Origin of the sequence: Flavobacterium sp. 9, assembly GCF_002754195.1 — a bacterium.
In the GTDB taxonomy this organism is placed as follows: Bacteria; Bacteroidota; Bacteroidia; order Flavobacteriales; family Flavobacteriaceae; genus Flavobacterium.
The window spans coordinates 1,672,779-1,693,259 of sequence record NZ_PEEU01000001.1 but is presented as its reverse complement, the minus strand read 5'-3'; the positions used below and the strand labels follow the sequence as shown (position 1 = coordinate 1,693,259).

The 20,481-nt window shown below is 34.4% G+C and carries 21 protein-coding genes; 1 reads left to right on the top strand and 20 read right to left on the bottom strand.

Annotated elements, in window-relative coordinates; all coding sequences use genetic code 11:
* Positions 1-126 precede the first annotated feature (126 nt).
* The 20 genes from trpB to CLU81_RS06180 form a co-directional block, all read right to left on the bottom strand.
* Complete coding sequence (gene trpB / locus CLU81_RS06275) at positions 127-1,308, bottom strand: tryptophan synthase subunit beta (RefSeq protein ID WP_099709047.1); 1,182 nt, start codon at positions 1,306-1,308, stop codon at positions 127-129.
* Between the two features lie 12 nt (positions 1,309-1,320).
* Positions 1,321-1,953, bottom strand: coding sequence for a phosphoribosylanthranilate isomerase (locus tag CLU81_RS06270; protein ID WP_099709046.1), 633 nt, complete (start codon positions 1,951-1,953; stop codon positions 1,321-1,323).
* Between the two features lie 179 nt (positions 1,954-2,132).
* Complete coding sequence (gene trpC, locus CLU81_RS06265) at positions 2,133-2,912, bottom strand: indole-3-glycerol phosphate synthase TrpC (protein ID WP_099709045.1); 780 nt, start codon at positions 2,910-2,912, stop codon at positions 2,133-2,135.
* A gap of 48 nt (positions 2,913-2,960) precedes the next feature.
* Positions 2,961-3,953, bottom strand: coding sequence for an anthranilate phosphoribosyltransferase (trpD, locus tag CLU81_RS06260; protein WP_099709044.1), 993 nt, complete (start codon positions 3,951-3,953; stop codon positions 2,961-2,963).
* A gap of 73 nt (positions 3,954-4,026) precedes the next feature.
* Positions 4,027-4,431: a GNAT family N-acetyltransferase gene (locus tag CLU81_RS06255; RefSeq protein ID WP_099709043.1), complete on the bottom strand. Its 405-nt coding sequence runs from the start codon at positions 4,429-4,431 to the stop codon at positions 4,027-4,029.
* 72 nt (positions 4,432-4,503) lie between these two features.
* Complete coding sequence (locus CLU81_RS06250; protein ID WP_099709042.1) at positions 4,504-5,070, bottom strand: aminodeoxychorismate/anthranilate synthase component II; 567 nt, start codon at positions 5,068-5,070, stop codon at positions 4,504-4,506.
* Positions 5,071-5,165: 95 nt separating this feature from the next.
* Positions 5,166-5,612: a hypothetical protein gene (locus CLU81_RS06245; RefSeq protein ID WP_099709041.1), complete on the bottom strand. Its 447-nt coding sequence runs from the start codon at positions 5,610-5,612 to the stop codon at positions 5,166-5,168.
* Positions 5,613-5,708: 96 nt separating this feature from the next.
* The gene (locus CLU81_RS06240; RefSeq protein WP_099709040.1) at positions 5,709-7,109 is read right to left on the bottom strand and encodes an anthranilate synthase component I family protein; all 1,401 of its coding nucleotides are present in this window, start codon (positions 7,107-7,109) and stop codon (positions 5,709-5,711) included.
* Positions 7,110-7,427: 318 nt separating this feature from the next.
* Positions 7,428-8,708 (bottom strand): hypothetical protein, encoded by a 1,281-nt coding sequence (locus tag CLU81_RS06235; protein ID WP_099709039.1) that lies wholly within the window; start codon positions 8,706-8,708, stop codon positions 7,428-7,430.
* A gap of 208 nt (positions 8,709-8,916) precedes the next feature.
* On the bottom strand, positions 8,917-9,483 hold the full coding sequence (locus CLU81_RS06230) for a YceI family protein (RefSeq protein ID WP_099709038.1): 567 nt from the start codon (positions 9,481-9,483) through the stop codon (positions 8,917-8,919).
* Positions 9,484-9,514: 31 nt separating this feature from the next.
* Positions 9,515-10,147 carry an NAD(P)H-dependent oxidoreductase gene (locus tag CLU81_RS06225; protein ID WP_099709037.1) on the bottom strand — a complete coding sequence of 211 codons (633 nt, stop codon included), beginning with the start codon at positions 10,145-10,147 and terminating at the stop codon, positions 9,515-9,517.
* A gap of 9 nt (positions 10,148-10,156) precedes the next feature.
* Entirely contained in the window at positions 10,157-10,615 is a 459-nt protein-coding gene (locus tag CLU81_RS06220; RefSeq protein WP_099712686.1) for a MarR family winged helix-turn-helix transcriptional regulator, read from the bottom strand.
* A 596-nt stretch (positions 10,616-11,211) separates the two neighbouring features.
* Positions 11,212-11,943 (bottom strand): MIP/aquaporin family protein, encoded by a 732-nt coding sequence (locus tag CLU81_RS06215; protein ID WP_099709036.1) that lies wholly within the window; start codon positions 11,941-11,943, stop codon positions 11,212-11,214.
* Between the two features lie 28 nt (positions 11,944-11,971).
* On the bottom strand, positions 11,972-13,468 hold the full coding sequence (glpK, locus tag CLU81_RS06210; protein WP_099709035.1) for a glycerol kinase GlpK: 1,497 nt from the start codon (positions 13,466-13,468) through the stop codon (positions 11,972-11,974).
* 29 nt (positions 13,469-13,497) lie between these two features.
* Entirely contained in the window at positions 13,498-15,075 is a 1,578-nt protein-coding gene (locus tag CLU81_RS06205; RefSeq protein WP_099709034.1) for a glycerol-3-phosphate dehydrogenase/oxidase, read from the bottom strand.
* A 206-nt stretch (positions 15,076-15,281) separates the two neighbouring features.
* Entirely contained in the window at positions 15,282-16,055 is a 774-nt protein-coding gene (locus CLU81_RS06200; RefSeq protein WP_099709033.1) for an alpha/beta hydrolase, read from the bottom strand.
* A gap of 82 nt (positions 16,056-16,137) precedes the next feature.
* Entirely contained in the window at positions 16,138-16,659 is a 522-nt protein-coding gene (locus CLU81_RS06195; RefSeq protein WP_099709032.1) for an N-acetyltransferase, read from the bottom strand.
* Between the two features lie 17 nt (positions 16,660-16,676).
* Positions 16,677-17,156, bottom strand: coding sequence for a YeeE/YedE family protein (locus CLU81_RS06190; RefSeq protein WP_099709031.1), 480 nt, complete (start codon positions 17,154-17,156; stop codon positions 16,677-16,679).
* A gap of 10 nt (positions 17,157-17,166) precedes the next feature.
* Positions 17,167-17,730, bottom strand: coding sequence for a YeeE/YedE family protein (locus tag CLU81_RS06185; RefSeq protein WP_099709030.1), 564 nt, complete (start codon positions 17,728-17,730; stop codon positions 17,167-17,169).
* Between the two features lie 112 nt (positions 17,731-17,842).
* Positions 17,843-19,255, bottom strand: a complete 1,413-nt coding sequence (locus CLU81_RS06180) for a rhodanese-like domain-containing protein (protein WP_099709029.1) — start codon at positions 19,253-19,255, stop codon at positions 17,843-17,845.
* Positions 19,256-19,601: 346 nt separating this feature from the next.
* Here CLU81_RS06180 and CLU81_RS06175 point away from each other — a divergent pair, with 346 nt between their 5' ends.
* Positions 19,602-20,195, top strand: a complete 594-nt coding sequence (locus tag CLU81_RS06175; RefSeq protein ID WP_099709028.1) for an HD family hydrolase — start codon at positions 19,602-19,604, stop codon at positions 20,193-20,195.
* Positions 20,196-20,481 lie beyond the last annotated feature (286 nt).

The following is a 20,481-nucleotide window of genomic DNA, read 5'->3' as shown; positions in this document are numbered from 1 at the left end:
TTCGTTTGAGGCGGTATCTCCCGATTTAGAAAAACAAGGCTTTTTAGCCGTAGTTTTTGTTAATAGGGAATTTAGCCGAAAGCCCGACCACCTTTTTCGGTGGTAACGCCCAAATTACGATTTATATTACAATTTAAAATAATCAATATAATTGTCTAAATCTTTATCGCCACGTCCAGAAAGACTTATAACCACAATATCTGTTGGTTTAAATTTCTTTTGATCTAAAACCGCAAAAGCATGCGCACTTTCGATAGCCGGGATAATTCCTTCTAGTTTTGTCAATTGTAAACCTGCATTCATGGCATCATCATCAGTCACAGAGAAAAATTCGCCACGACCAGTTTGCGCCAAATGTGCATGCATTGGTCCAACTCCGGGATAATCTAAACCTGCAGAAATCGAATATGGCTCTGTAATTTGTCCGTCAGGAGTTTGCATTAAAAGGGTTTTACAACCGTGAATAACACCAACTTTTCCTAATTTACTTGTTGCTGCACTATGACCACTATCAACGCCTTTTCCGGCTGCTTCTACGGCAATAATTCCAACTTCTGGCTCGTGCAAAAAGTGGTAATAAGTTCCTGCAGCATTACTTCCACCACCAATACAAGCGACAACATAATCAGGATTTTCACGTCCTTCTTTTTCTTTTAACTGCCATTTAATTTCTTCGGAAATTATGCTTTGAAAACGTGTTACCATATCCGGATAAGGATGCGGTCCAATCGCAGATCCAATAATATAATGTGTATCAACCGGATTATTAATCCAGTCTCTAATTGCTTCGTTTGTAGCATCTTTTAAAGTTCTTGAACCCGAAAGTGCGGGACGAACCTCAGCGCCCAACATTTTCATACGAGCTACGTTTGGTGCCTGACGCGCAATGTCGATTTCGCCCATATACACGATACATTCCAATCCCATAAGTGCGCAAACTGTTGCAGTTGCGACACCGTGTTGACCAGCTCCGGTTTCGGCAATAATTCGTTTTTTACCTAAACGTTTTGCTACCAATATTTGCCCAATAGTATTGTTTACTTTGTGAGCTCCGGTATGGTTTAAATCTTCTCTTTTTAAGTAGATTTTGGTATTGTATTTATCAGATAAACGCTTTGCAAAATATAGCGGACTTGGGCGTCCAACGTAATCTTTTAACAATTGGTCAAATTCTGCTTTAAAATCTGGTTCGCTTGTTATTTTTAAATAGTTTTGACGTAATTCTTCTACATTTGGATATAACATTTCAGGAATGTAAGCTCCTCCAAATTCTCCGTAATATCCTTTTTCGTTAACGTTAAAATTCATTTTATTCCAATTTTAAAAGTTGGCAACATCAAATTTGCGTTTGAAATTGCTAAATAGATTTTTGTTTTTTAGCCCAGGTTCGATTTCAAATTTACTATTTATATCGACAGCATAAATAGGAAGATTTGTTTTTGAAATCTCTTCGATAGCTTTTAATTCGTTGATTCCGATTCCGCCGCTTAAAAAGAAGGGTTTGTCAGACTTGTATTTTTTTAGTATCGTCCAGTCAAATGTGGTTCCGTTTCCGCCGGGTAATTTTCCTTTGGTGTCAAACATAAAGAAATCACAAACCGATTCGAATGGTTTTATAACTTCGAAATCAAAATTTTCATCGGCAGAAAATACTTTGATGATTTCGATTTTCTTTGGCAATTGTTTTTTTAATTCTGATAAAAATTCAACAGATTCATTTCCGTGTAATTGAACAGCTTGTAAGTTGTGTTTTGCAACTTTTTCCAGAATTTCTTCCTGACTTTGATTTACAAAAACACCTACTTTTTTGATTGTTCCGATTAATTCCGGAATTGTTCCGTTAAAATATCGAGCGGATTTTTCCCAGAAAATAAATCCCATATAATCGGGTAGGAGTGCGCCTACTTCGAGGATATTATCAGGATATTTCATGCCGCATATTTTGAGTTTCATTGTATTGTGTTTTTTTAGCTTGCGTGTTTTTAACCGCAAAGGCGCTAAGTTTTTTTATTTTGATTGGGCTTATAAACGCTAAGTTCGCAAAGCTTTGTGTTTTAATTTGCCGCGAAGGCTCTAAGACACAAAGTTTTTTATTAATTTTTATTCGTGCTAATTTGTGAAATTTGTGTTTACTATAAGCTTTTAATAAATTCTGTTGCGGCTTTTCCGGCGTTGTCTGTTTTCATGAAGTTTTCTCCAATTAAAAAGCCGCTGTAACCGTAAGGTCTAAGTTCAGAAATAGCTTCGATGGATGAAATTCCGCTTTCTGAAACTTTTACAAAATCATCCGGAATTTGCGATGCCAATTGTTTACTGAAATCTAAACTTACTTCGAAGGTTTTTAGATTTCGATTGTTTACACCAATCATGTCTAGAGTTGGCATAATCGATTTTTCTAATTCTTCCTGATTGTGAACTTCTAACAAAACTTCTAATCCTAATTTCTTTGCAAATTCAGATAATGACTTGATTTCTTCGCGAGTTAGAACCGCTGCAATTAGTAAAATCAAATCGGCACCAAAAGCTTTGGCTTCCAAAATTTGATATTCGTCAACAATAAATTCTTTTCGCAATAGCGGAATATTTACTGAAGCTCTAGCCAAAAGTAAATCGTCAAGTGAACCTCCAAAATATTTTCCATCGGTTAAAACAGAAATTCCGCAAGCGCCTGCATTTTCATAGCCTTTAACTACTTCTTCAACAGTAAAACTATGATTGATTACTGATTTTGAAGGAGAACGACGTTTGTGTTCTGCAATAATTCCAGTTGAGCTTGTTCTTAGTTTTTGACTTAAAGAAATGGTTTCTCTTCCAAAAAATACTGAACTTTCCAATTGCGAAACCGGAATGATCGATTTTTTAAGAACGACTTCTCTTTGTTTGTCAAATATTATTTTATCTAAAATATTCATTTTTAAGGTGCTAAGTTTCTAAGGTACTGAGGTACTAAGTTTTTAATTTTAAAGAGATAACTCTTGTAGTTTTTTGAGTGCTTTTAATCCATTTCCAGAGAATAAGCTTTCTTTTGCTATTTCGAATCCTTCCAGCGGAGAACATTTTGTAACCGTTGCGATTGCCATTGCAGCATTTGCGCAAACCACATTATTTTGTGCTTCGTTTCCTTTTCCTGATAGAATATTGATAAACATATCAGCCGATTCTTCGATGGTTTTTCCGCCTTCGATTTCGCTTTGAGATAAAAGACGAACGCCAAAATCTTCCGGTTTCAACATTCCTTCCATGTGTGATGTAATCGTTTTGGTTGGACCTGTTAAAGAGATTTCGTCATATCCGTCAAGCGAATGTAAAATCGTGAAATTGATATCCGTATTTTGATATAAATAAGCATACATTCTCGCCAATTCAAGATTGAAAACTCCAACCAATTGATTTTGTGGAAATGATGGATTTACCATTGGTCCCAACATATTAAAGAATGTTTTTACTGCTAATTCTTTACGAATTGGTCCAACGTTTTTCATCGCCGGGTGAAATAGGGGAGCGTGCAAAACGCAAATTCCGGCTTTGTCAATACAATTTTCTAAAAACGAAGGATCATTGCTGAATTTGATTCCCATTTTTTCCATTACGTTACTCGATCCTGAAATCGAAGAAACACCGTAATTTCCGTGTTTGGCTACTTTTATTCCTGCTCCAGCCGAAATAAATGATGCTAAAGTCGAGATATTGAAAGTGTCTTTTCCATCACCGCCGGTTCCGCATAAATCGATAGTATTGTAAGCTGATAAATCTACACGAATGCATAAATCTAATAAAGCTTCGCGAAACCCCGAAAGTTCTTCAATTGTAATACTTCGCATCATAAATACGGTCAAAAATGCCGAAATCTGACTTGGATTATATTGTCCGCTTGAAATATTAATCAATACATCTTTGGCTTCTTCTTTTGAAAGCACTTCGTGGTTGATTAATTTATTTAGTATATTTTTCATTTGTTTTATTCTAAGGTTCTGAGTTGCTGAGACTCTAAGTTGCTAAGATTGTAAACTGCGACTGTTTACTTTTTTAATGTTCATTTCCCTGATAAATCCACATTGGTTCTGTTTTTCCGGCTCTTTCAAATCCGTTTTTCTTATAGAAATCAACAGATCTTCCGTCGGCGGTTAACATTTGCATATGAAAGTGACGGTATTTCTCCTGCATTTTATCCATAATCAATTTTCCAATTCCTTTTCCCTGATATTCCGGAAGCACCAATAAATGTGGATAATAAACCGTTAAGAATCCATCAGAAATCGCATTGCCAAGACCGACTAATTTCTTATCTTCCCAAGCGGTGATTAAAGTTTCTGAATTCAAAAGACCGTTATATAATTCGTTTGGTTTATTGGCTGAACTCCATTCGTTTGCTTTGTATAAAACCAATATGTCTTCAAGATTGATTTCTTTAGTTTCTGAAATAGTTATCATTTTTAAGGTTCTAAGTTGCTAAGATTCTGAGTTGCTAAGGTTTTTTCTGAGACTGAATACTATAACTGTAAACTAGCTATTGATCCAATTTTCTAAAATCAATTTTCCTTTTGGCGTAAGCACACTTTCCGGATGAAACTGAACGCCTCTTACATCAAAAGTTTTGTGTCTTAGTGACATAATTTGCCCGTTTTCGTCAATTGAAGTCGCTTCAAGAACATCTGGCAAATTGGCATCAACAACCCAAGAATGGTAACGTCCAACTTCGAATTCATTGCCTAAACCTTCGAACAAAATCTCATCTGAAACTACAGTTTTTACATTCGTTGCAACTCCGTGATATACTTTATCAAGATTTGAAAGCGTTCCTCCAAAAACTTCTCCAATCGCTTGTTGTCCTAAACAAACCCCTAGAATGCTTTTTGTTGGTGCATATTTTGCTATTACAGCTTTTAATAAACCTGCTTCATCCGGAATTCCAGGACCTGGAGAAAGTAATATTTTATCGAAAGAAGCGATTTCGTCAATATCAAATTCGTCGTTTCTATAAACTGTAACTTCGCAATTTAAATCCTCTAAATAGTGCACTAAATTATAAGTGAAACTATCGTAATTGTCTATAACTAATATTTTTTTCATTGTGTTTTTTTGTTTCAGGTTTCAGGTTTTCTTTGTTTCACGTTTCAGATTCCAACAACTTGAAACGTGAAACAAAGAAAACTTGAAACTAAATTTTATTTTTCTCGAACGTATTTTTCTGTAATAATTCGGTCGATTCCTAATTTTTCTACTTTTTCGATTCCCTTTTGAGTTAGAGTATCATTTTTAATTTTTACTACAAACTCAAATTTTCCATTTTCCCATTGACGATTGTTGAAGAATTCCAGATTCTCAGTATAAACACTGTCTTTCAAAGTATATTTTCCGCCTCCGCCAAAGAAAACTGCTGCACTGTCTTTTCCGTTATTCAAATCATGGTTGAAAAAAGCAAAATGAGTATCATTTATAATTTTAATCATTTTTGTCTTTGGGTTGAAAGTCGAGAATGTTGAATCTTTTTCTGTCGTTTCTGCTGATATCAGACGCCAGGTTCCTGTTAACGGAAGTGCGTTTGATTCTTTCTTAGATTCACATGATATTAAAAGAACGAAAGCGAAAGCAATAACAATTAAATTTTTCATAGGGTTTTATGGTTTTTAGTTTTTATGGTTTGTTTTGTTTCAGGTTTCAAGTTTCACGTTCCAACAACTTGAAACCTGAAACTAAAAAACTTGAAACTAAATTTTCTCCGCCATTTCAAGCGCTGTATTCAATGCTCTTAATTTATTGTAAACTTCCTGCATTTCGCTTTCTTCATCAGAACTTGCTACGATTCCTGCTCCGGCCTGACAATGTAATTGATGATTTTTACTCAGGAAAGTTCGAATCATAATTGCGTGATTAAAGTTTCCTTCAAAATCCATGAAGCCAATTGCGCCACCGTAGAAATTACGATTTGTTTTTTCATAATCTTCAATCAATTGCATCGCTCTGTGTTTTGGTGCGCCGCTCAAAGTTCCAGCTGGAAAAGTATCTGCAACAACTTGCATTGTTGTAGCTTTTTCATGTAAATGACCTGTAACTTTTGAAACTAAGTGAATTACGTGAGAGAAAAACTGAACTTCTCTGTATTTTTCCACATTCACATCGTGTCCGTTTCTGCTTAAATCATTTCTGGCTAAGTCAACTAACATAACGTGTTCGCTGTTTTCTTTTTTATCCTCCGAAAGTTCTTTGGCTAAAACCGCATCGCGTTCGTCATTTCCGGTTCTTTTGAAGGTTCCTGCGATTGGATGAATTTCTGCTTTTCTGTTTTTTACGATAATTTGTGCTTCGGGCGAAGACCCAAATATTTTGAAATCTCCATAGTCAAAAAAGAATAAATAAGGAGATGGATTAATGCTTCTTAAAGCACGGTAAACATTAAATTCGTCGCCTTTGAAACCTTGTGTAAAACGACGTGATAAAACCAATTGAAATACGTCTCCGCGGAAACAGTGTTTTTTGGCTAAAGCCACATTGTGTTTAAATTCTTCATCGGTTAAGTTTGAGAAACCTTCGCCTTCTTTGGTAAATTTATATGAAGCAATATTTCTTGATTGTAATAATTGTTCAATTTCCGAGATATTGTTTTTTCCGTCAACACTATGACAGAAAATGTAAGCTTCGTTTTTAAAGTGATTAATCGCAATGATGTTTTGATAAACCGCATAAAAAACATCTGGAATTAAAGTTGCGCTGTCTTTTTTTGCAATCGAAACTTTTTCGAAATAACGAACAGCATCATAAGAAATGTATCCAAATAAACCATTATTGATGAATTTAAAGTCATTTTTCTCCGATTTAAACTGACTTGAAAACTCCTGAATTACTTCGGGAATATTTGTGTTTGCATCAATAGCAATTTGTTCTGTTGTTCCGTCAGGAAAAGTTTTTGATATTATTTCGTTTTCGATTTTGATTGTCGCAATCGGGTTGCAGCAAACGTAAGAGAAACTGTTGTCATTTCCGTGATAATCACTACTTTCCAGTAATAAACTATTTGGGAATTTATCTCTTATTTTAAAATATATACTTACTGGCGTAATCGTATCTGCCAGAATTTGTTTGTAGTTTGTGTTGAGTATAAAAGGTTTCAAAGTATGTTGTTTTTAATTTTTAATTATGTTTTCGCTTGAATTTGGACCAAAAAAAAAGGCTTGTCGTGATGACAAGCCTTTTTATATTTATAGTTTTACAATACCATAGGAAGCTTTGTTCACGACGTTTGACGTAAATTCTTCCACCACCAAGTATTGTTCATTAATGTTTTCATATCTGCAAAAGTTGTTTTTTACTTTTCTTTTGATGTGACAAATATATAAATGTAATTTGAATTAGAATACATAAAATTTAAAAAAAACTTTTCTAAATCCTAAAATTTGTTAAATTTCAAATAACAAGTCGTTTTTAATCCTTTAATTTCCAATTGCAAGTGTATTGTTTTGGTTGATTCTAAAGTCTGGATTTCCTTTGATATTTGGCGTTGCAAACAATTCAATATTTTTCATTGTAGTATAATCTATCAATAATGCAGGATCGCCATAATATTTTTGAATTGCTGGATTTCCGCCACTTGCTTCACTTGTAATTCCTCCGTTGCAATTGTTAACGATTAGATTTTTGAATGTTATTTTAGATAAATTCGCTTGTCCGTCTCCAATATTTGATTCTAATATAACAAAAGGAGTAAAGCCTGAAATTATACTATTTGTTAAATTAAAGAAAGTGTTTTCTCTAATATGAACAGATTCCCTCACAAGCCCTTGATTGTTCTCTTCTAAATTTACCAAAGTAATGTTACTTGCATTAATTTTGGTTAATTTTTTAGTCATATCGGTATTTTCAATTTTATCATATGAATCAACTTCAAAACATCTTGAACCCGAAACATCTGATGAAAATGGGTGACGAATTGCAATACTGTTGCTTATATTACATTGAACTCCTTGTGTAAAATCGAAATCATCATCTGTAGTTCTATAAGAAACTAAGTTATTCATAACTAGATCTCCACCATAACTTTCGAAAGAATCATCATTTGAAAAACTAATTTGGATATTGCTCAAAACTGTTTTTCTTCCAACTCCGGCTAACGAAAGTCCGTTAAGTTCTTTTAGTGAGCTTAATTTTCTTCCGGCATATTCAATTCTCACATATTTTAAAATTCCTGAATTATCTTCGGCATCCTGACCTCCGTAGTGATTTAGCATTGGTTCCAAATCAAAAGGAAGAATGTGAATACCACCAATTGTATTTATTGGCGCTTTACCTAAAATGATGATTCCACCCCAGTCACCAGGTCTTCTTTCTGTAATTTCTTTGTTTGAAGTAAAAACGATTGGATCTGTTTCAAGACCTTCTGCTACAATTTTTGCTCCGTTTGTAATTACAAGCGTTCCGCAGGTTTTATCGTCTCCGCGAATAATAGTTCCCGGTTCTATTGTCAAAACGGCGTTATTAGTAACATATACTACACCAACTAATTGATAAGTATTTCGTTTTGTTAACCTCATATCTTTGTCAATAGTTCCAGCAATTATGTTTGTAGCTTCGCTATATTCTGTATTTGCAGGTTTAAAATTAGTCCAATTATTCATCCAGTTTGAGCTGCCAATAATTCCTTTTGGTTGTTGTTGTGCTTGTAGACAAAAAGTGCTCAGTAAAGTGATAATAGCAATACGTATTTTTGTTTTCATAACGATGATTTTGATTCTATTTTTCGGATTTTTTTAATCAGTCCAAAAGTAGAAGCCCAATGTTAATCAATGTCCTGTCTGTTATTACGAAAGTGTTATCTAAATATTAAGAATGTTATTTTTTTGAAAATAATGTAAAAAGAAACCCCAATAGTTTTGAACCATTGGGGTTTTTCTTATAATATTAAGAATTCTACTGTTTAAAATATTAGAATTTTAAAGCTACAGTTAATTCGAAATCGTCATTGATAGTTTTGTCTCCTAAGTTTTCGAAGAAGTTACCAGAGTTGTATTTGATATCATATTTAGTTCTGTCAACTTTGAAAGCAGTAGTTGCAGTGTTTCCAGCTACAGTGATGTCAAAAGTTACCGGTTTAGTGATTCCTTTGATAGTTAAATCAGCAGTTACAGTATAAACGTCAGTTGCTTTAGCTCCGATAGTTTTGAAAACTAATTTTGCAGTTGGGAATTTGTCAGTTCCAAAGAAATCGTCAGCTTTTAAGTGACCATTCAATTTTCCTTGGTATTCTCCAGTTAAATCAGTAGAAGTTAATGAAGTCATATCAACAGTGAAAGAACCACCAGATAATTTTTTTCCTTTGAAAACTACAGCTCCTTCTTTGAAGTTTACAGTTCCAGAGTGCTCTCCAGTTACTTTTTTACCTACCCATTTAATAGTAGATGCTTTTACGTCGATTTTTTTAGTTTGAGCATTTACTGAGATACTAGCCGCTGCTACGAATAATGCTATTGCAATTGTTTTTAAATTTTTCATGTTGTTAAAATTGATTGTGGATTAATAATAATTATATAGTGATAAATAAATTCTCGTGTGATTTTCTAACTTTTTTGTAATGTTGAGATTCGTCCTCATCATGTCTGTAACCTACAGTTGCAATAACAGAAGCGTTTAGACCTAATTTGTCAAAACCTAAGATTTCGTTGAATGCAGCAGGATTGAAACCTTCCATTGGAGTTGCATCGATTTTTAATTCAGCAGCAGCAGCCAATAAAGTACCTAAAGCAATATAAGTTTGTTTTGCAGTCCAGATGTTTTTAGCCTCTTGAGATAAGTTAGCGATAGTACCTTTCATCATGTCAGCAAATCCACCCAAAGCATCAACAGGAACACCTCTTGTTTCGCTAATATCTTGAATGTAAGCATCTACAGATTCAGCTCCAGCGTTTAAGTCATTAGCAAAAATGAATAATTGAGAAGCATCTGTAATTTGAGTTTGTCCGTAACCAGCAGCTTTTAATTGCTCTCTGATTTCTGGATTCTCAACAATAATAACCTTGTAAGGTTGTAATCCGTATGAAGAAGCACTTAATCTAACAGCTTCTTTTAAAGTATTTAAATCCTCTGCAGATATTTTTTTGGTAGCATCAAATTTTTTCGTTGCATATCTCCAGTTTAAATTTTCTAATAATGTACTCATAATTTAAATTTATTTATTGGTTCTGTATTTTTCTAATAACTGATTTAATAATTCTAATTCTTCTTTACTTATATTCTCGGCGAACAAACGTTCGTGTTCATCTACTTTCGGGTCTAATTCTTTTAAAACATCCAATCCTTTTTGAGTGATTAGAACTTCAATTTTTCGTCGATTTCCCGGGCAAACATTTCGAGTTACAAAATCCTTCAGTAATAATTTGTCTACCAATCGGGTTGTGTTACTTGTTTTTGCCAGCATACGTTCCTGTATTACACACATATTAGCAGGATTTCCTTTTTGTCCTCTTAGTATACGTAACACATTATATTGTTCTCCGGATAAATCATACGGTTTTATCAACTCGTTGAAATGATCCTGAATCACATTTTGCGTGTACATGATATTCAGAATAACTTTTTTCGCATTATCCATCTTAACTGTACTTTTTATAACCTCTTCAATTGTCATAGTTGTAAGTGTATAATTTGTATGTACAAATGTATAACTTTTAATAGTTGTATATACAAATGTCATGTTAATTTTTTGTTAATTGAAATAACGATAAAAATACTAACCTGACAAAGTCTATATAATTAGTATAAAAATAATATTTATTTTTTAAAAGTCCCGAATTATCTTTATTAAAGTTTTTAAAGATTTGATAAAGATACACTTAAGTTTTTGTAGCTTAAAGAAATTGGTTTTAAAAGAATGTAAAATTTTATCATCAGGGCGTGCCACCATCCTGACATGAGGGCAAACTTACTTTGCGCATATACGCCCTCTTATCAGGATGCTGTCGGGCTATCCACGCTACTTCGGTAGCCAGCTTCTATCCCTCACGCGAACCAAATCTCATTAAATTAAGTTTTTTTAAGATAATTTGATTTAGATTTTGTTGCATAGAAACGTTATTTTTTGAGTACTAAATTTATTGAATAGCCTCCTGCTAAAGCTGGAGCCAATTAAAAAAAACTTTGCGGCTTTGAGACTTTGCGAGATTAATTTTATTTCTAAAAGTTTAACTTAATGACATTGCACGCGAGCCCACAATATGTAAAATCTTAATTAAGCACCAGATAAAGTGCAGCCGCTAAACCAGAACCAAGAATTGGACCAAGAACTGGAATCCAGGCATAAGTCCAATTACTGCTTCCTTTTATAGGTAAAATAGCGTGCATGATTCTCGGACCTAAATCTCTTGCCGGATTTATGGCATAACCCGTAGTTCCGCCCAAAGACAAACCAATTACCCACACAACGATTGCTACCGGAAGAGCTCCAATAGTTCCTAAACCAATTGTTGCCGTACTATCTGTTGCGATTTGCAAAGTTGGTCCGGCGATATAAAAAATGGAAAAAATTAAAACGAAAGTTGCAATTACTTCGCTAATTAAATTTGATATATTGTTCTTGATTGCCGGCGATGTAGAGAAACAAGCAAGTTTTGCGCCTTCATCTTCTGTTGCGGCAAAATGATCTTTATGAGATAACCACACTAAAAAAGCGCCTGACATTGATCCAATCATTTGGGCAAAAATATAAGACGGAACTAAACTCCAATTAAATTTCCCAATCAAGGCTAAACCAAGCGTAACAATAGGATTTAAATGTGCACCGCTAATTGGGCCGGCAATAGTCACGCCCACAAAAACGGCAAATGCCCAAGCTGTTGTAATAACAATCCAACCTGAATTGTTTCCTTTAGTGTCTTTAAGTACGACGTTTGCAACAACGCCATTCCCTAATAGAATCATTATCATTGTACCCAGAATTTCGGCTATAAATGGAGTCATGTCTTGATGTTTTGTTAATTGCTAAAATCTATTCTTCAATCCAATTAGATGCTCGGCCAACGGCTCTGTCCCAATTTTTGACAAGTTTATTTACTTTTACCTGATCCATTTTAGGAGAAAATACTTTGTCAATAGACCATTGTTCTTTAAGATCGTCTAAGCTTGACCAATAACCCACAGCAAGTCCTGCCAAATATGCGGCGCCTAAAGCTGTAGTTTCTAATGTAGTAGGTCTTGTAACATCAGACCCAAATATATCCGATTGAAATTGCATTAATAAATTATTTCCCGCAGCGCCACCGTCTACTCTTAATTCTATGCCTTTATTTCCAAAATCAGCTTCCATGGCTTTCAGCAAGTCGTTTACCTGATAAGCGATTCCTTCTAAAGTTGCTCTCGCAATATGTGCATTTGTTGTACCTCTCGTGATTCCTACGATTGCGCCTCTTGCATATTGATCCCAATATGGTGCTCCTAATCCGGTTAAAGCAGGAACAAAATACACTCCGCCATTATCTGGAACGCTCGCAGCGAGAGTTTCGATTTCGTCAGATGAGTTGATTATTTTGGCACCGTCTCTTAACCATTGTACTGCTGCGCCGCCAACAAAAACACTTCCTTCTAAAGCATAAGTCGTTTTTCCGTTGATTTTCCAGGCAATTGTCGTCAATAAGTTGTTTGTAGAAAAAATAGGTTTTTCACCCGTATTCATCAACATAAAGCAACCAGTTCCATAAGTATTTTTAACCATTCCTGAATTGGTACACAACTGACCAAAAAGTGCAGCTTGCTGATCTCCCGCAACTCCGCTAATTGGAATTTTTGTCGAAAATAGAGTAGTGCTCGTTTCGCCATAAATAGCACTGCTTTCTTTTACTTCAGGCAACATCGCACGCGGAATATCAAATAATGCTAATAATTCATCGTCCCAATCTAAAGTATTAATGTTGAATAATAAAGTTCTGCTGGCATTAGAAACATCCGTCATAAACAATTTACTTCGGGTTAATTTCCAAATTAACCAAGTATCTACAGTTCCAAAGCAAAGTTTTCCTTGTTCCGCTTTTTCGCGTGCTCCGGCAACATTATCCAAAATCCATTTTACTTTAGTTCCGGAAAAATAAGCATCCAGAATTAATCCGGTTTTCTTCTGAATCATTTCCGTGTGACCTTGTGCTTTCAGTTCATCACAATATTTTGCCGTTCTGCGATCTTGCCAGACAATAGCATTATATATAGGTTCGCTAGTTTCGCGATCCCAAACAATAGTCGTTTCCCTTTGATTTGTGATTCCAATTGCGGCAATTTCGCGACCAGTAATCCCAACTTTTGCGATAACCTCAGCAGCATCACTAACTTGTGAAGACCAGATTTCGTTTGGATCATGTTCGACCCATCCCGGTTTTGGAAAAATTTGTTTAAACGGTTTTTGAGAAATACTAACAATTCCTCCTTTATGATTGAATACAATGGCTCTGGAAGAAGTCGTTCCTTGATCCAAAGCCAGAATTAATTTATCTTGCATGATCTGTATATTCTTAAGTTAATAAAAATCTATTGAAATTCTTTTAGAAGAAAACCTCTTGCAATTCCGTGGAAATTGGTGATTTCTCTTTGTATCCAGGTTTCGTCATGTCCGTTTTCTTTTGCCAGTAAACGAGCTACTTTTTCAGAAGATGCAATTGCAGCTCTGGCATCTAAAAATAATAAGCGAACACGTCTTGCAAGAATATCATCGACAGTTCTTGCCATTTCATATCGAATAGCCCAAACAACTTCGGCCATTGTAAATTCATGATTCGGATGCAGTTTTTCTTTTAATTCAGGTTCGTTTTCTTGTAATTCTAATATTGCAGGAATATCTGAACCATAAATATATAAGTGATTTTCTCTGTCTAAAGTCGTGGTAGGTTGATTTCCATGAATGGAAAGATGTTCTGTAATACAACCTTTCTTAGGTAATTTGCCTGTTTTGATTGCCTTATCGATAATATCTTCAGAAATTTTCCTGTAAGTCGTCCATTTTCCTCCCGTAATTGTTATTAATCCGGTTTCTGAAACAATGATTTTATGGCTTCGGGAAACTTCTTTTGTGCTTTTTCCTTCTTCTTCGGGTGCAGCCAAAGGACGTAAACCCGCATAAACAGATAAAACATCAGCGCGTGTTGGTTTTTTAGCTAGAAAACGTTGAGCAGTTTCCAGAACAAATTCAATTTCGCTCTCAAGTGCAATTGGTTCCAAACTATGTTTTCTTATTAAGGTATCAGTTGTTCCTACGACAATTCTATTGTGCCACGGAACCGCAAATAAAACCCGTCCGTCACTTGTTTTAGGAATCATCAAAGCATGTTCACTCGGCAAAAAAGATTTATCAAATACAAGATGAATTCCCTGACTTGGCACAATATATTTCTTGTACACAGTATCATTAAGTTTCATGATGGCATTTGTAAAAACGCCGGTTGCATTAATAATAGCCGAACCTTTTATCTCGTACTTATCTCCAGTTTCGTGATCTATGGCTTCAACGCCAATGATTTGGTTTTTACCATCCTTTAGTAAATTGACAACTTTAGTATAATTTAAAAGACAAGCGCCTTTTTCGATAGCCGTTTGAGCAATATTTATAGCCAAACGAGAATCATCAAATTGACCGTCTTGATAAATAACACCATTTTTTAGACCTTTTTCTTCGACAGTAGGAAGCATTTCAATTGTTTTTTTCTTCGAAATGTATTTTGATCGTCCCAAACTTAATCGTCCTGCCAATAAATCATAAACCGTTAACCCAACGGTGTAAAGTAAACCGTCAAATAAGCTGTAATTAGGAATTACAAAAGATTGATTTTTGACTAAATGACCAGCATTTTTAGCTAGTAATCCTCTTTCTTTTAAGGCTTCGATAACCAAATGAATATTTCCCTGTTCTAAATACCGAACTCCGCCATGAACTAATTTGGTACTTCGGCTCGAAGTACCTTTTGCAAAATCTACAGCTTCAAGCAAGATCGTTTTATAACCCCGACTTGCAGCATCAAGAGCAGTTCCCAGGCCACTTGCTCCACCACCAATTATAATTACATCCCAATGTTCCGTATTTTTTAGTTTCGACAATTGCTCTGAGCGTTTCATATGGCTTTGATTTGTTTACTTTTTGTAAGATTAAATCTTGTATTGTAAACTTAAGGAAACTTAATGAAAGTAAAATGAAGAAATACTATTAATAAGAAATTTTGTCTTTAGAGAAGTCGCAAACCTAAATTTCGGTCAAAAATAAACCCGATAAGTTTTAAGGCTTGTCGGGTTTTCAATTATAGCATACTAAAGAAGACTAATTATTAATTTTTTAAATATTCTTCAATATATGTATTTAGAATTTTTCGTTGTTCAGGAGTTGCATCATTGTCCATATCACGATGATTAATAGAAGTGAATTGAACTGTCATTCCATATTTTTTCTGTTCTTGTTCATTTGGCAATACATCTTTGTCTGCTTCATAATTACCGGAACGCAACGTATAAACTTCAGGATGATTTACTCTTGGAAGAGGCATTCTTCGGTTATCCATTGTAATGATTTTATAAACCAATTCAGGATATTTAGTTGCAAATAATGCAGTCATATCACCGCCATTTGAATGTCCGATAAGTGTCAAATGTTTAAAATCTAATTCAGTATTTGTTTTTTTAAATTCATTTAAGACATATAAAATATTTTCACAGCCTCTTTCCCAATTTGGTCTTCGTGTAATTTTTAAATCTCCTTCCATTGGCAGAAGATCATCAGTTGGTAATTCATGCTGAATACTGATAACAAAATATCCTTTTGAGGCTAAGTTTTCTGTTAAATAGGAATAAATTCTATTGTCTCCGCCTTTATTTTCGCCATATCCATGACTAAATATTATTACTTGCTGTTTATTTACTTTTTCAGCCATAACAGGATGATAGATAGCAACGGGAATTTTTCGATTTCTTGATTTGTCAAATAGCTCTAAACTGTCAAGTTTAACGTCGTAATTGTTATTTGAAACTTGAAAGTTTGATTTCGTAATATTGGAACAACTTGTTAAGAGTAAGAATAATAAAATTGGAAAATATATTTTGTTCATTTTTTTGATACGCTTTAAATAGTAAACCCGACAGATTTTAAAAACTTGTCGGGTTTGATTGTAAATCCTGAGATTGTATTTTTTAGATTAACTTTTTTTCGAAAGCTTTTCTGGCTGCTCCTCTAAAATATACTTCACCGCAATAAGTATAGTCTAATTTGTCTAAGATTTTCAACATCGGAACGTTGTCAAAATTAGTATCTACTTTTATGCTGTTTATGTTTTTTTCGAGACATAAACCTTCTATGCTTTTAAAAAGTTTTGTTGCTATGCCTTTGCCTTTTGCCAATTTTGAAACAGCTACGCGATGTACAACACCATAATCTCCATTCGTTAACCATTTGCCTTCTATATCTTCGTAAGCAGGTTCTTTATCAAATATAATGGCTGAATAGCATAAAACAGTTTCGTTTTCTGTAAGTACATATCCGTAACCATTTTTTATATCGTTAGTGATCGAAAGTTCATTAGGATAACCGTCCTGCCATTGCGAACTTCCTTCTTGACGTCTTTGTTCGATAGCATCTTGTATGATCGTCCAAATAATAGGAACTTCTGAAATATCAGCTTTTCTTAATACTAATTGTTCTATTGTGTTGCTCATTTTTTATGTATTAAATTCTAATGAGGCAATTTATCTTTAAAGAAACCATAAACCCAGGTTCCTGCAATTGCACTTACAAGAGTTACAACAATTACGGTAACTCCAGTTCCAATTTGTGCGAAAAGAGGTCCGGGACAAGCTCCGGTTATTGCCCAGCCAAAACCGAATAATAAACCACCATAAATTTGTCCTTTATTGAAAGTTTTAGGCTGAATTTCAATTTTTTCACCGTGAATGGTTTTAATATCGAATTTTTTAATCAGCCAGACTGATATAATTCCAACCACGACAGCACTTCCAATTACGCCATACATAAAGAAAGATTGTAGCTGAAACATTTCCTGAATGCGAAACCAACTTATGATTTCGGCTTTTACGAAAACAATTCCAAAGAAGATTCCAACGATTAAATACTTAAGATTGGAGAATCCTGAATCTTTAATTTGGCTTCCGTTTATTCCTTCAGTATCTGTATTTTTATTTTCTAAATTATTCATTTTTGAAATTTTAAAGTGAAAGTATATAAGGCAGAATCAAATTGGCCATAATAAAACCACCAATCATAAAACAGATTGTAGCTACCAAAGAAGGCCATTGCAAATTTGAAATCCCCATAATAGCATGACCACTAGTACATCCACCAGCATAACGCGTTCCGAAACCAACCAGAAACCCACCGACAACAATCATGATAAAACCACGAAGTGTAAATAAACTTTCCCACGAAAAAAGCTCTTTTGGTAATAATCCCGAATGATCCGTGATTCCGTAAGATGCTAATTGCTCAGAAAGTTTAGCGGTAATTTCAACCGGATTTGGATTTGCCAGAAAATTTGCAGCGATAATTCCGCCAAGAAAAATTCCGAAAACGAAGAATAAATTCCAGCTTTCTTTTTTCCAATCATATTTAAAGAATGAGATATTTGCCGGAATACAAGCCGCACAAATATGTCGCAATGACGAACTAATCCCGAAAGATTTGTTTCCGATAATCAATAAAACAGGAACAGTCAACCCAATTAAAGGTCCTGCAATATACCAAGGCCAAGGTTCTTTTATTATTTCTAGCATAATTTTTTAAGGTTCTAAGTTGCTAAGGTTCTAAGTTACTAAGGTTTCTTTTAAGTTCAAAGACTAAAATCTTAGAACCTCAGAAACTTAGTGCCTCAGCACCTTATATTTACTACAATACTTTACTTTGACAAACGAAATCTGATTTTGGAATATTAGTTTTTGAAATCGCTCCAAAACCACCTTCAATTTCTGTGAAATTTCTAAAACCGCGAGCTTGCAAAATCGAAGAAGCAATCATACTTCTATATCCTGCAGCGCAATGCAAATAGAAATGCTCATTTGGATCAATATCTTTTACCCAATCATTAATAAAAGCCAACGGTTTATTGTAAGCTTCATCAATATGTTCAGCGCTATATTCCGTTTCTTTTCGAATGTCGATTACTTTATCTTCTTTAAGATTTAATTGACTTGCAAATTGTTCAGCCGAAATTCTATTTACCGTATCGATTTCAAAACCAGCTTTCTGCCAAGCTTCAAAACCACCTTCAAGATGTCCAACAATTGCATCAAAACCTACACGGCTTAAACGAGTTACAGTTTCTTCTTCAAGACCAGTTTCTGTTACTAATATAATAGGTTGTTTTACATCGGCAATCAAAGTTCCAACCCACGGTGCAAAATCTCCGTTAATACCAATATTGATAGATTGCGGAATAAATCCTTTATAGAAATCAACATTTTTTCGAGTGTCCAGAATCAAAGCTCCGGTTTCTTCGGCTACAGCCTCAAAATCTTCTGCTTTAATAGCTTTCATTCCGTTATGCAAAACCGATTCGAAACTTTCGTAACCACCTTTGTTCATTGCCACATTCATGCTAAAATAAGCTGGCGGAGGTAATAATCCGTCTGTTACTTCGGTAATAAATTCGGCTTCAGTCATATTTTCGCGTAAAGCGTAATTAGTAGCTTTTTGATTCCCGATAGTCGAAACCGTTTCTTTACTCATGTTTTTCCCACAAGCACTTCCTGCTCCGTGCGCAGGATAAACGATTACGTCATCTGCAAGAGTCATGATTTTATCTCTTAGCGAATGAAATAAAATCCCAGCCAATTCATCCTGAGTCATTCCTGCAGCTTTTTGAGCCAAATCAGGACGACCAACATCGCCAATAAACAAAGTGTCTCCAGAGAAAATCGCATGATCTTTTCCGTTTTCGTCAATCAGTAAATACGTTGTACTTTCCATCGTGTGACCCGGAGTATGCAACGCTTTTATGGTAATATTTCCAATTTTGAATTCCTGTCCGTCTTTGGCAGAAATGCAATCAAATTCGCAGGCAGCATTTGGTCCGTAAACTATTGGAGCCTGAGTTTCTTTGCTTAAATCGATATGACCTGAAACGAAATCAGCGTGAAAATGCGTTTCAAAAATATATTTCAATTTTACATCATCGCGCTCTAAACGATCTAAGTAAGGCTGAATTTCTCGAAGCGGATCAATAATGGCCGCTTCACCATTTGAAGTAATATAATAAGCACCTTGCGCTAGACATCCGGTGTAAATTTGTTCTATTTTCATGATATAAAATCTAAAATAATGATGCACAAAGGTAACTCGGTTTTTTGGTAAATTAAGTGACTATTGTTACAGAAATTTGCTTTTTGTATAAAAAATGAAATTTTACCATATAAGTTAAATAAGTGAATTTAAGAAGCCAAATAATTTGCGTTATGCTAAAAAATTAAGGTTTTATGATAGGCTAAAATGAACTTAAATAATTTAAAGGTTTGGAAATTTTACCATATAAGTTATATAAGATAATTTAAGACGTCGCGTAATATGCGTCAGGCTAAAATGAACTTATATAACTTATATGGTTTAAAAATAAATCTACGTAATTTTACAACTGAAGAAAAATATTGATATGAAAACAGAAGATTTATTGAATCAAATTGCTTTTATAAAAGAGATTGATAAAGTAAAATACATTCAGCGAAGAACCAAGCTTTTTAATAGTGACCGAAACGAAAATGACGCTGAACACAGTTGGCATTTGGCTTTGATGGCAATCGTTTTGGCAGAACATTCAAATGAACCAATTGATGTTTTGAAAGTGGTAAAAATGGTTTTGATACATGATATTGTTGAAATCGATGCCGGAGATATTTTTCTATATGATACCCAAATAAATCACGATAATACCGATCAAGAGAGATTGGCGGCAAATCGTATTTTTGGTTTATTGCCTAAAAACCAAGCCGACGAAATGATCGCAATTTGGGAAGAATTTGAAACCGGAGAAACCAACGAAGCAAAGTTTGCAAGATCGATGGATAGGTTAGAACCTTTATTACAAAATACTTCAAATAATGGTGGAACCTGGAAAGAATTTGGCGTACCTTATAGTAAGGTTTATGAAAAAAAGAGCGTCATAAAAGAAGGTTCTCAAGAAATATGGAATTACGCCGAAGGCTTAATAAACGAAAGCGTAGAAAAAGGAATCTTGAAAAAAGAATAGTTTTTTAAACACACAGCTCCAAGTACAATATATCTACGATATTGTCATTTCGACGGAGGAGAAATCTTCGCAAGTAACTCCGCAACGTAAAACCAATCTTTGTCGAGTTTCTCGTGAAGATTTCTCCTTCGTCGAAATGACAAACTTTGTGCGCATCATAATTAAATATAAGTGTTTTTTATACATATTAAATTGTTGAAAAGTTTAACAAATGTTGAGCGATAAACTTTTTTTTAAGGCAGGAATTTCGGGTTTTAATGGGTAAATTTGTGGGACTTCATAAATA

Excerpts from the sequence above, each read along its gene's own strand:
- trpC (WP_099709045.1), bottom strand. The coding sequence starts at position 2,912 with ATGAATATTTTAGATAAAATAATATTTGACAAACAAAGAGAAGTCGTT.
- CLU81_RS06185 (WP_099709030.1), bottom strand. The coding sequence starts at position 17,730 with ATGCTAGAAATAATAAAAGAACCTTGGCCTTGGTATATTGCAGGACCT.
- CLU81_RS06200 (WP_099709033.1), bottom strand. The coding sequence starts at position 16,055 with ATGAACAAAATATATTTTCCAATTTTATTATTCTTACTCTTAACAAGT.
- CLU81_RS06225 (WP_099709037.1), bottom strand. The coding sequence starts at position 10,147 with ATGAGTACATTATTAGAAAATTTAAACTGGAGATATGCAACGAAAAAA.
- CLU81_RS06205 (WP_099709034.1), bottom strand. The coding sequence starts at position 15,075 with ATGAAACGCTCAGAGCAATTGTCGAAACTAAAAAATACGGAACATTGG.
- CLU81_RS06270 (WP_099709046.1), bottom strand. The coding sequence starts at position 1,953 with ATGAAACTCAAAATATGCGGCATGAAATATCCTGATAATATCCTCGAA.
- trpD (WP_099709044.1), bottom strand. The coding sequence starts at position 3,953 with ATGAAAAATATACTAAATAAATTAATCAACCACGAAGTGCTTTCAAAA.
- glpK (WP_099709035.1), bottom strand. The coding sequence starts at position 13,468 with ATGCAAGATAAATTAATTCTGGCTTTGGATCAAGGAACGACTTCTTCC.
- trpB (WP_099709047.1), bottom strand. The coding sequence starts at position 1,308 with ATGAATTTTAACGTTAACGAAAAAGGATATTACGGAGAATTTGGAGGA.
- CLU81_RS06255 (WP_099709043.1), bottom strand. The coding sequence starts at position 4,431 with ATGATAACTATTTCAGAAACTAAAGAAATCAATCTTGAAGACATATTG.
- CLU81_RS06190 (WP_099709031.1), bottom strand. The coding sequence starts at position 17,156 with ATGAATAATTTAGAAAATAAAAATACAGATACTGAAGGAATAAACGGA.
- CLU81_RS06180 (WP_099709029.1), bottom strand. The coding sequence starts at position 19,255 with ATGAAAATAGAACAAATTTACACCGGATGTCTAGCGCAAGGTGCTTAT.
- CLU81_RS06195 (WP_099709032.1), bottom strand. The coding sequence starts at position 16,659 with ATGAGCAACACAATAGAACAATTAGTATTAAGAAAAGCTGATATTTCA.
- CLU81_RS06215 (WP_099709036.1), bottom strand. The coding sequence starts at position 11,943 with ATGACTCCATTTATAGCCGAAATTCTGGGTACAATGATAATGATTCTA.
- CLU81_RS06235 (WP_099709039.1), bottom strand. The coding sequence starts at position 8,708 with ATGAAAACAAAAATACGTATTGCTATTATCACTTTACTGAGCACTTTT.
- CLU81_RS06250 (WP_099709042.1), bottom strand. The coding sequence starts at position 5,070 with ATGAAAAAAATATTAGTTATAGACAATTACGATAGTTTCACTTATAAT.
- CLU81_RS06230 (WP_099709038.1), bottom strand. The coding sequence starts at position 9,483 with ATGAAAAATTTAAAAACAATTGCAATAGCATTATTCGTAGCAGCGGCT.
- CLU81_RS06175 (WP_099709028.1), top strand. The coding sequence starts at position 19,602 with ATGAAAACAGAAGATTTATTGAATCAAATTGCTTTTATAAAAGAGATT.
- CLU81_RS06245 (WP_099709041.1), bottom strand. The coding sequence starts at position 5,612 with ATGAAAAATTTAATTGTTATTGCTTTCGCTTTCGTTCTTTTAATATCA.
- CLU81_RS06220 (WP_099712686.1), bottom strand. The coding sequence starts at position 10,615 with ATGACAATTGAAGAGGTTATAAAAAGTACAGTTAAGATGGATAATGCG.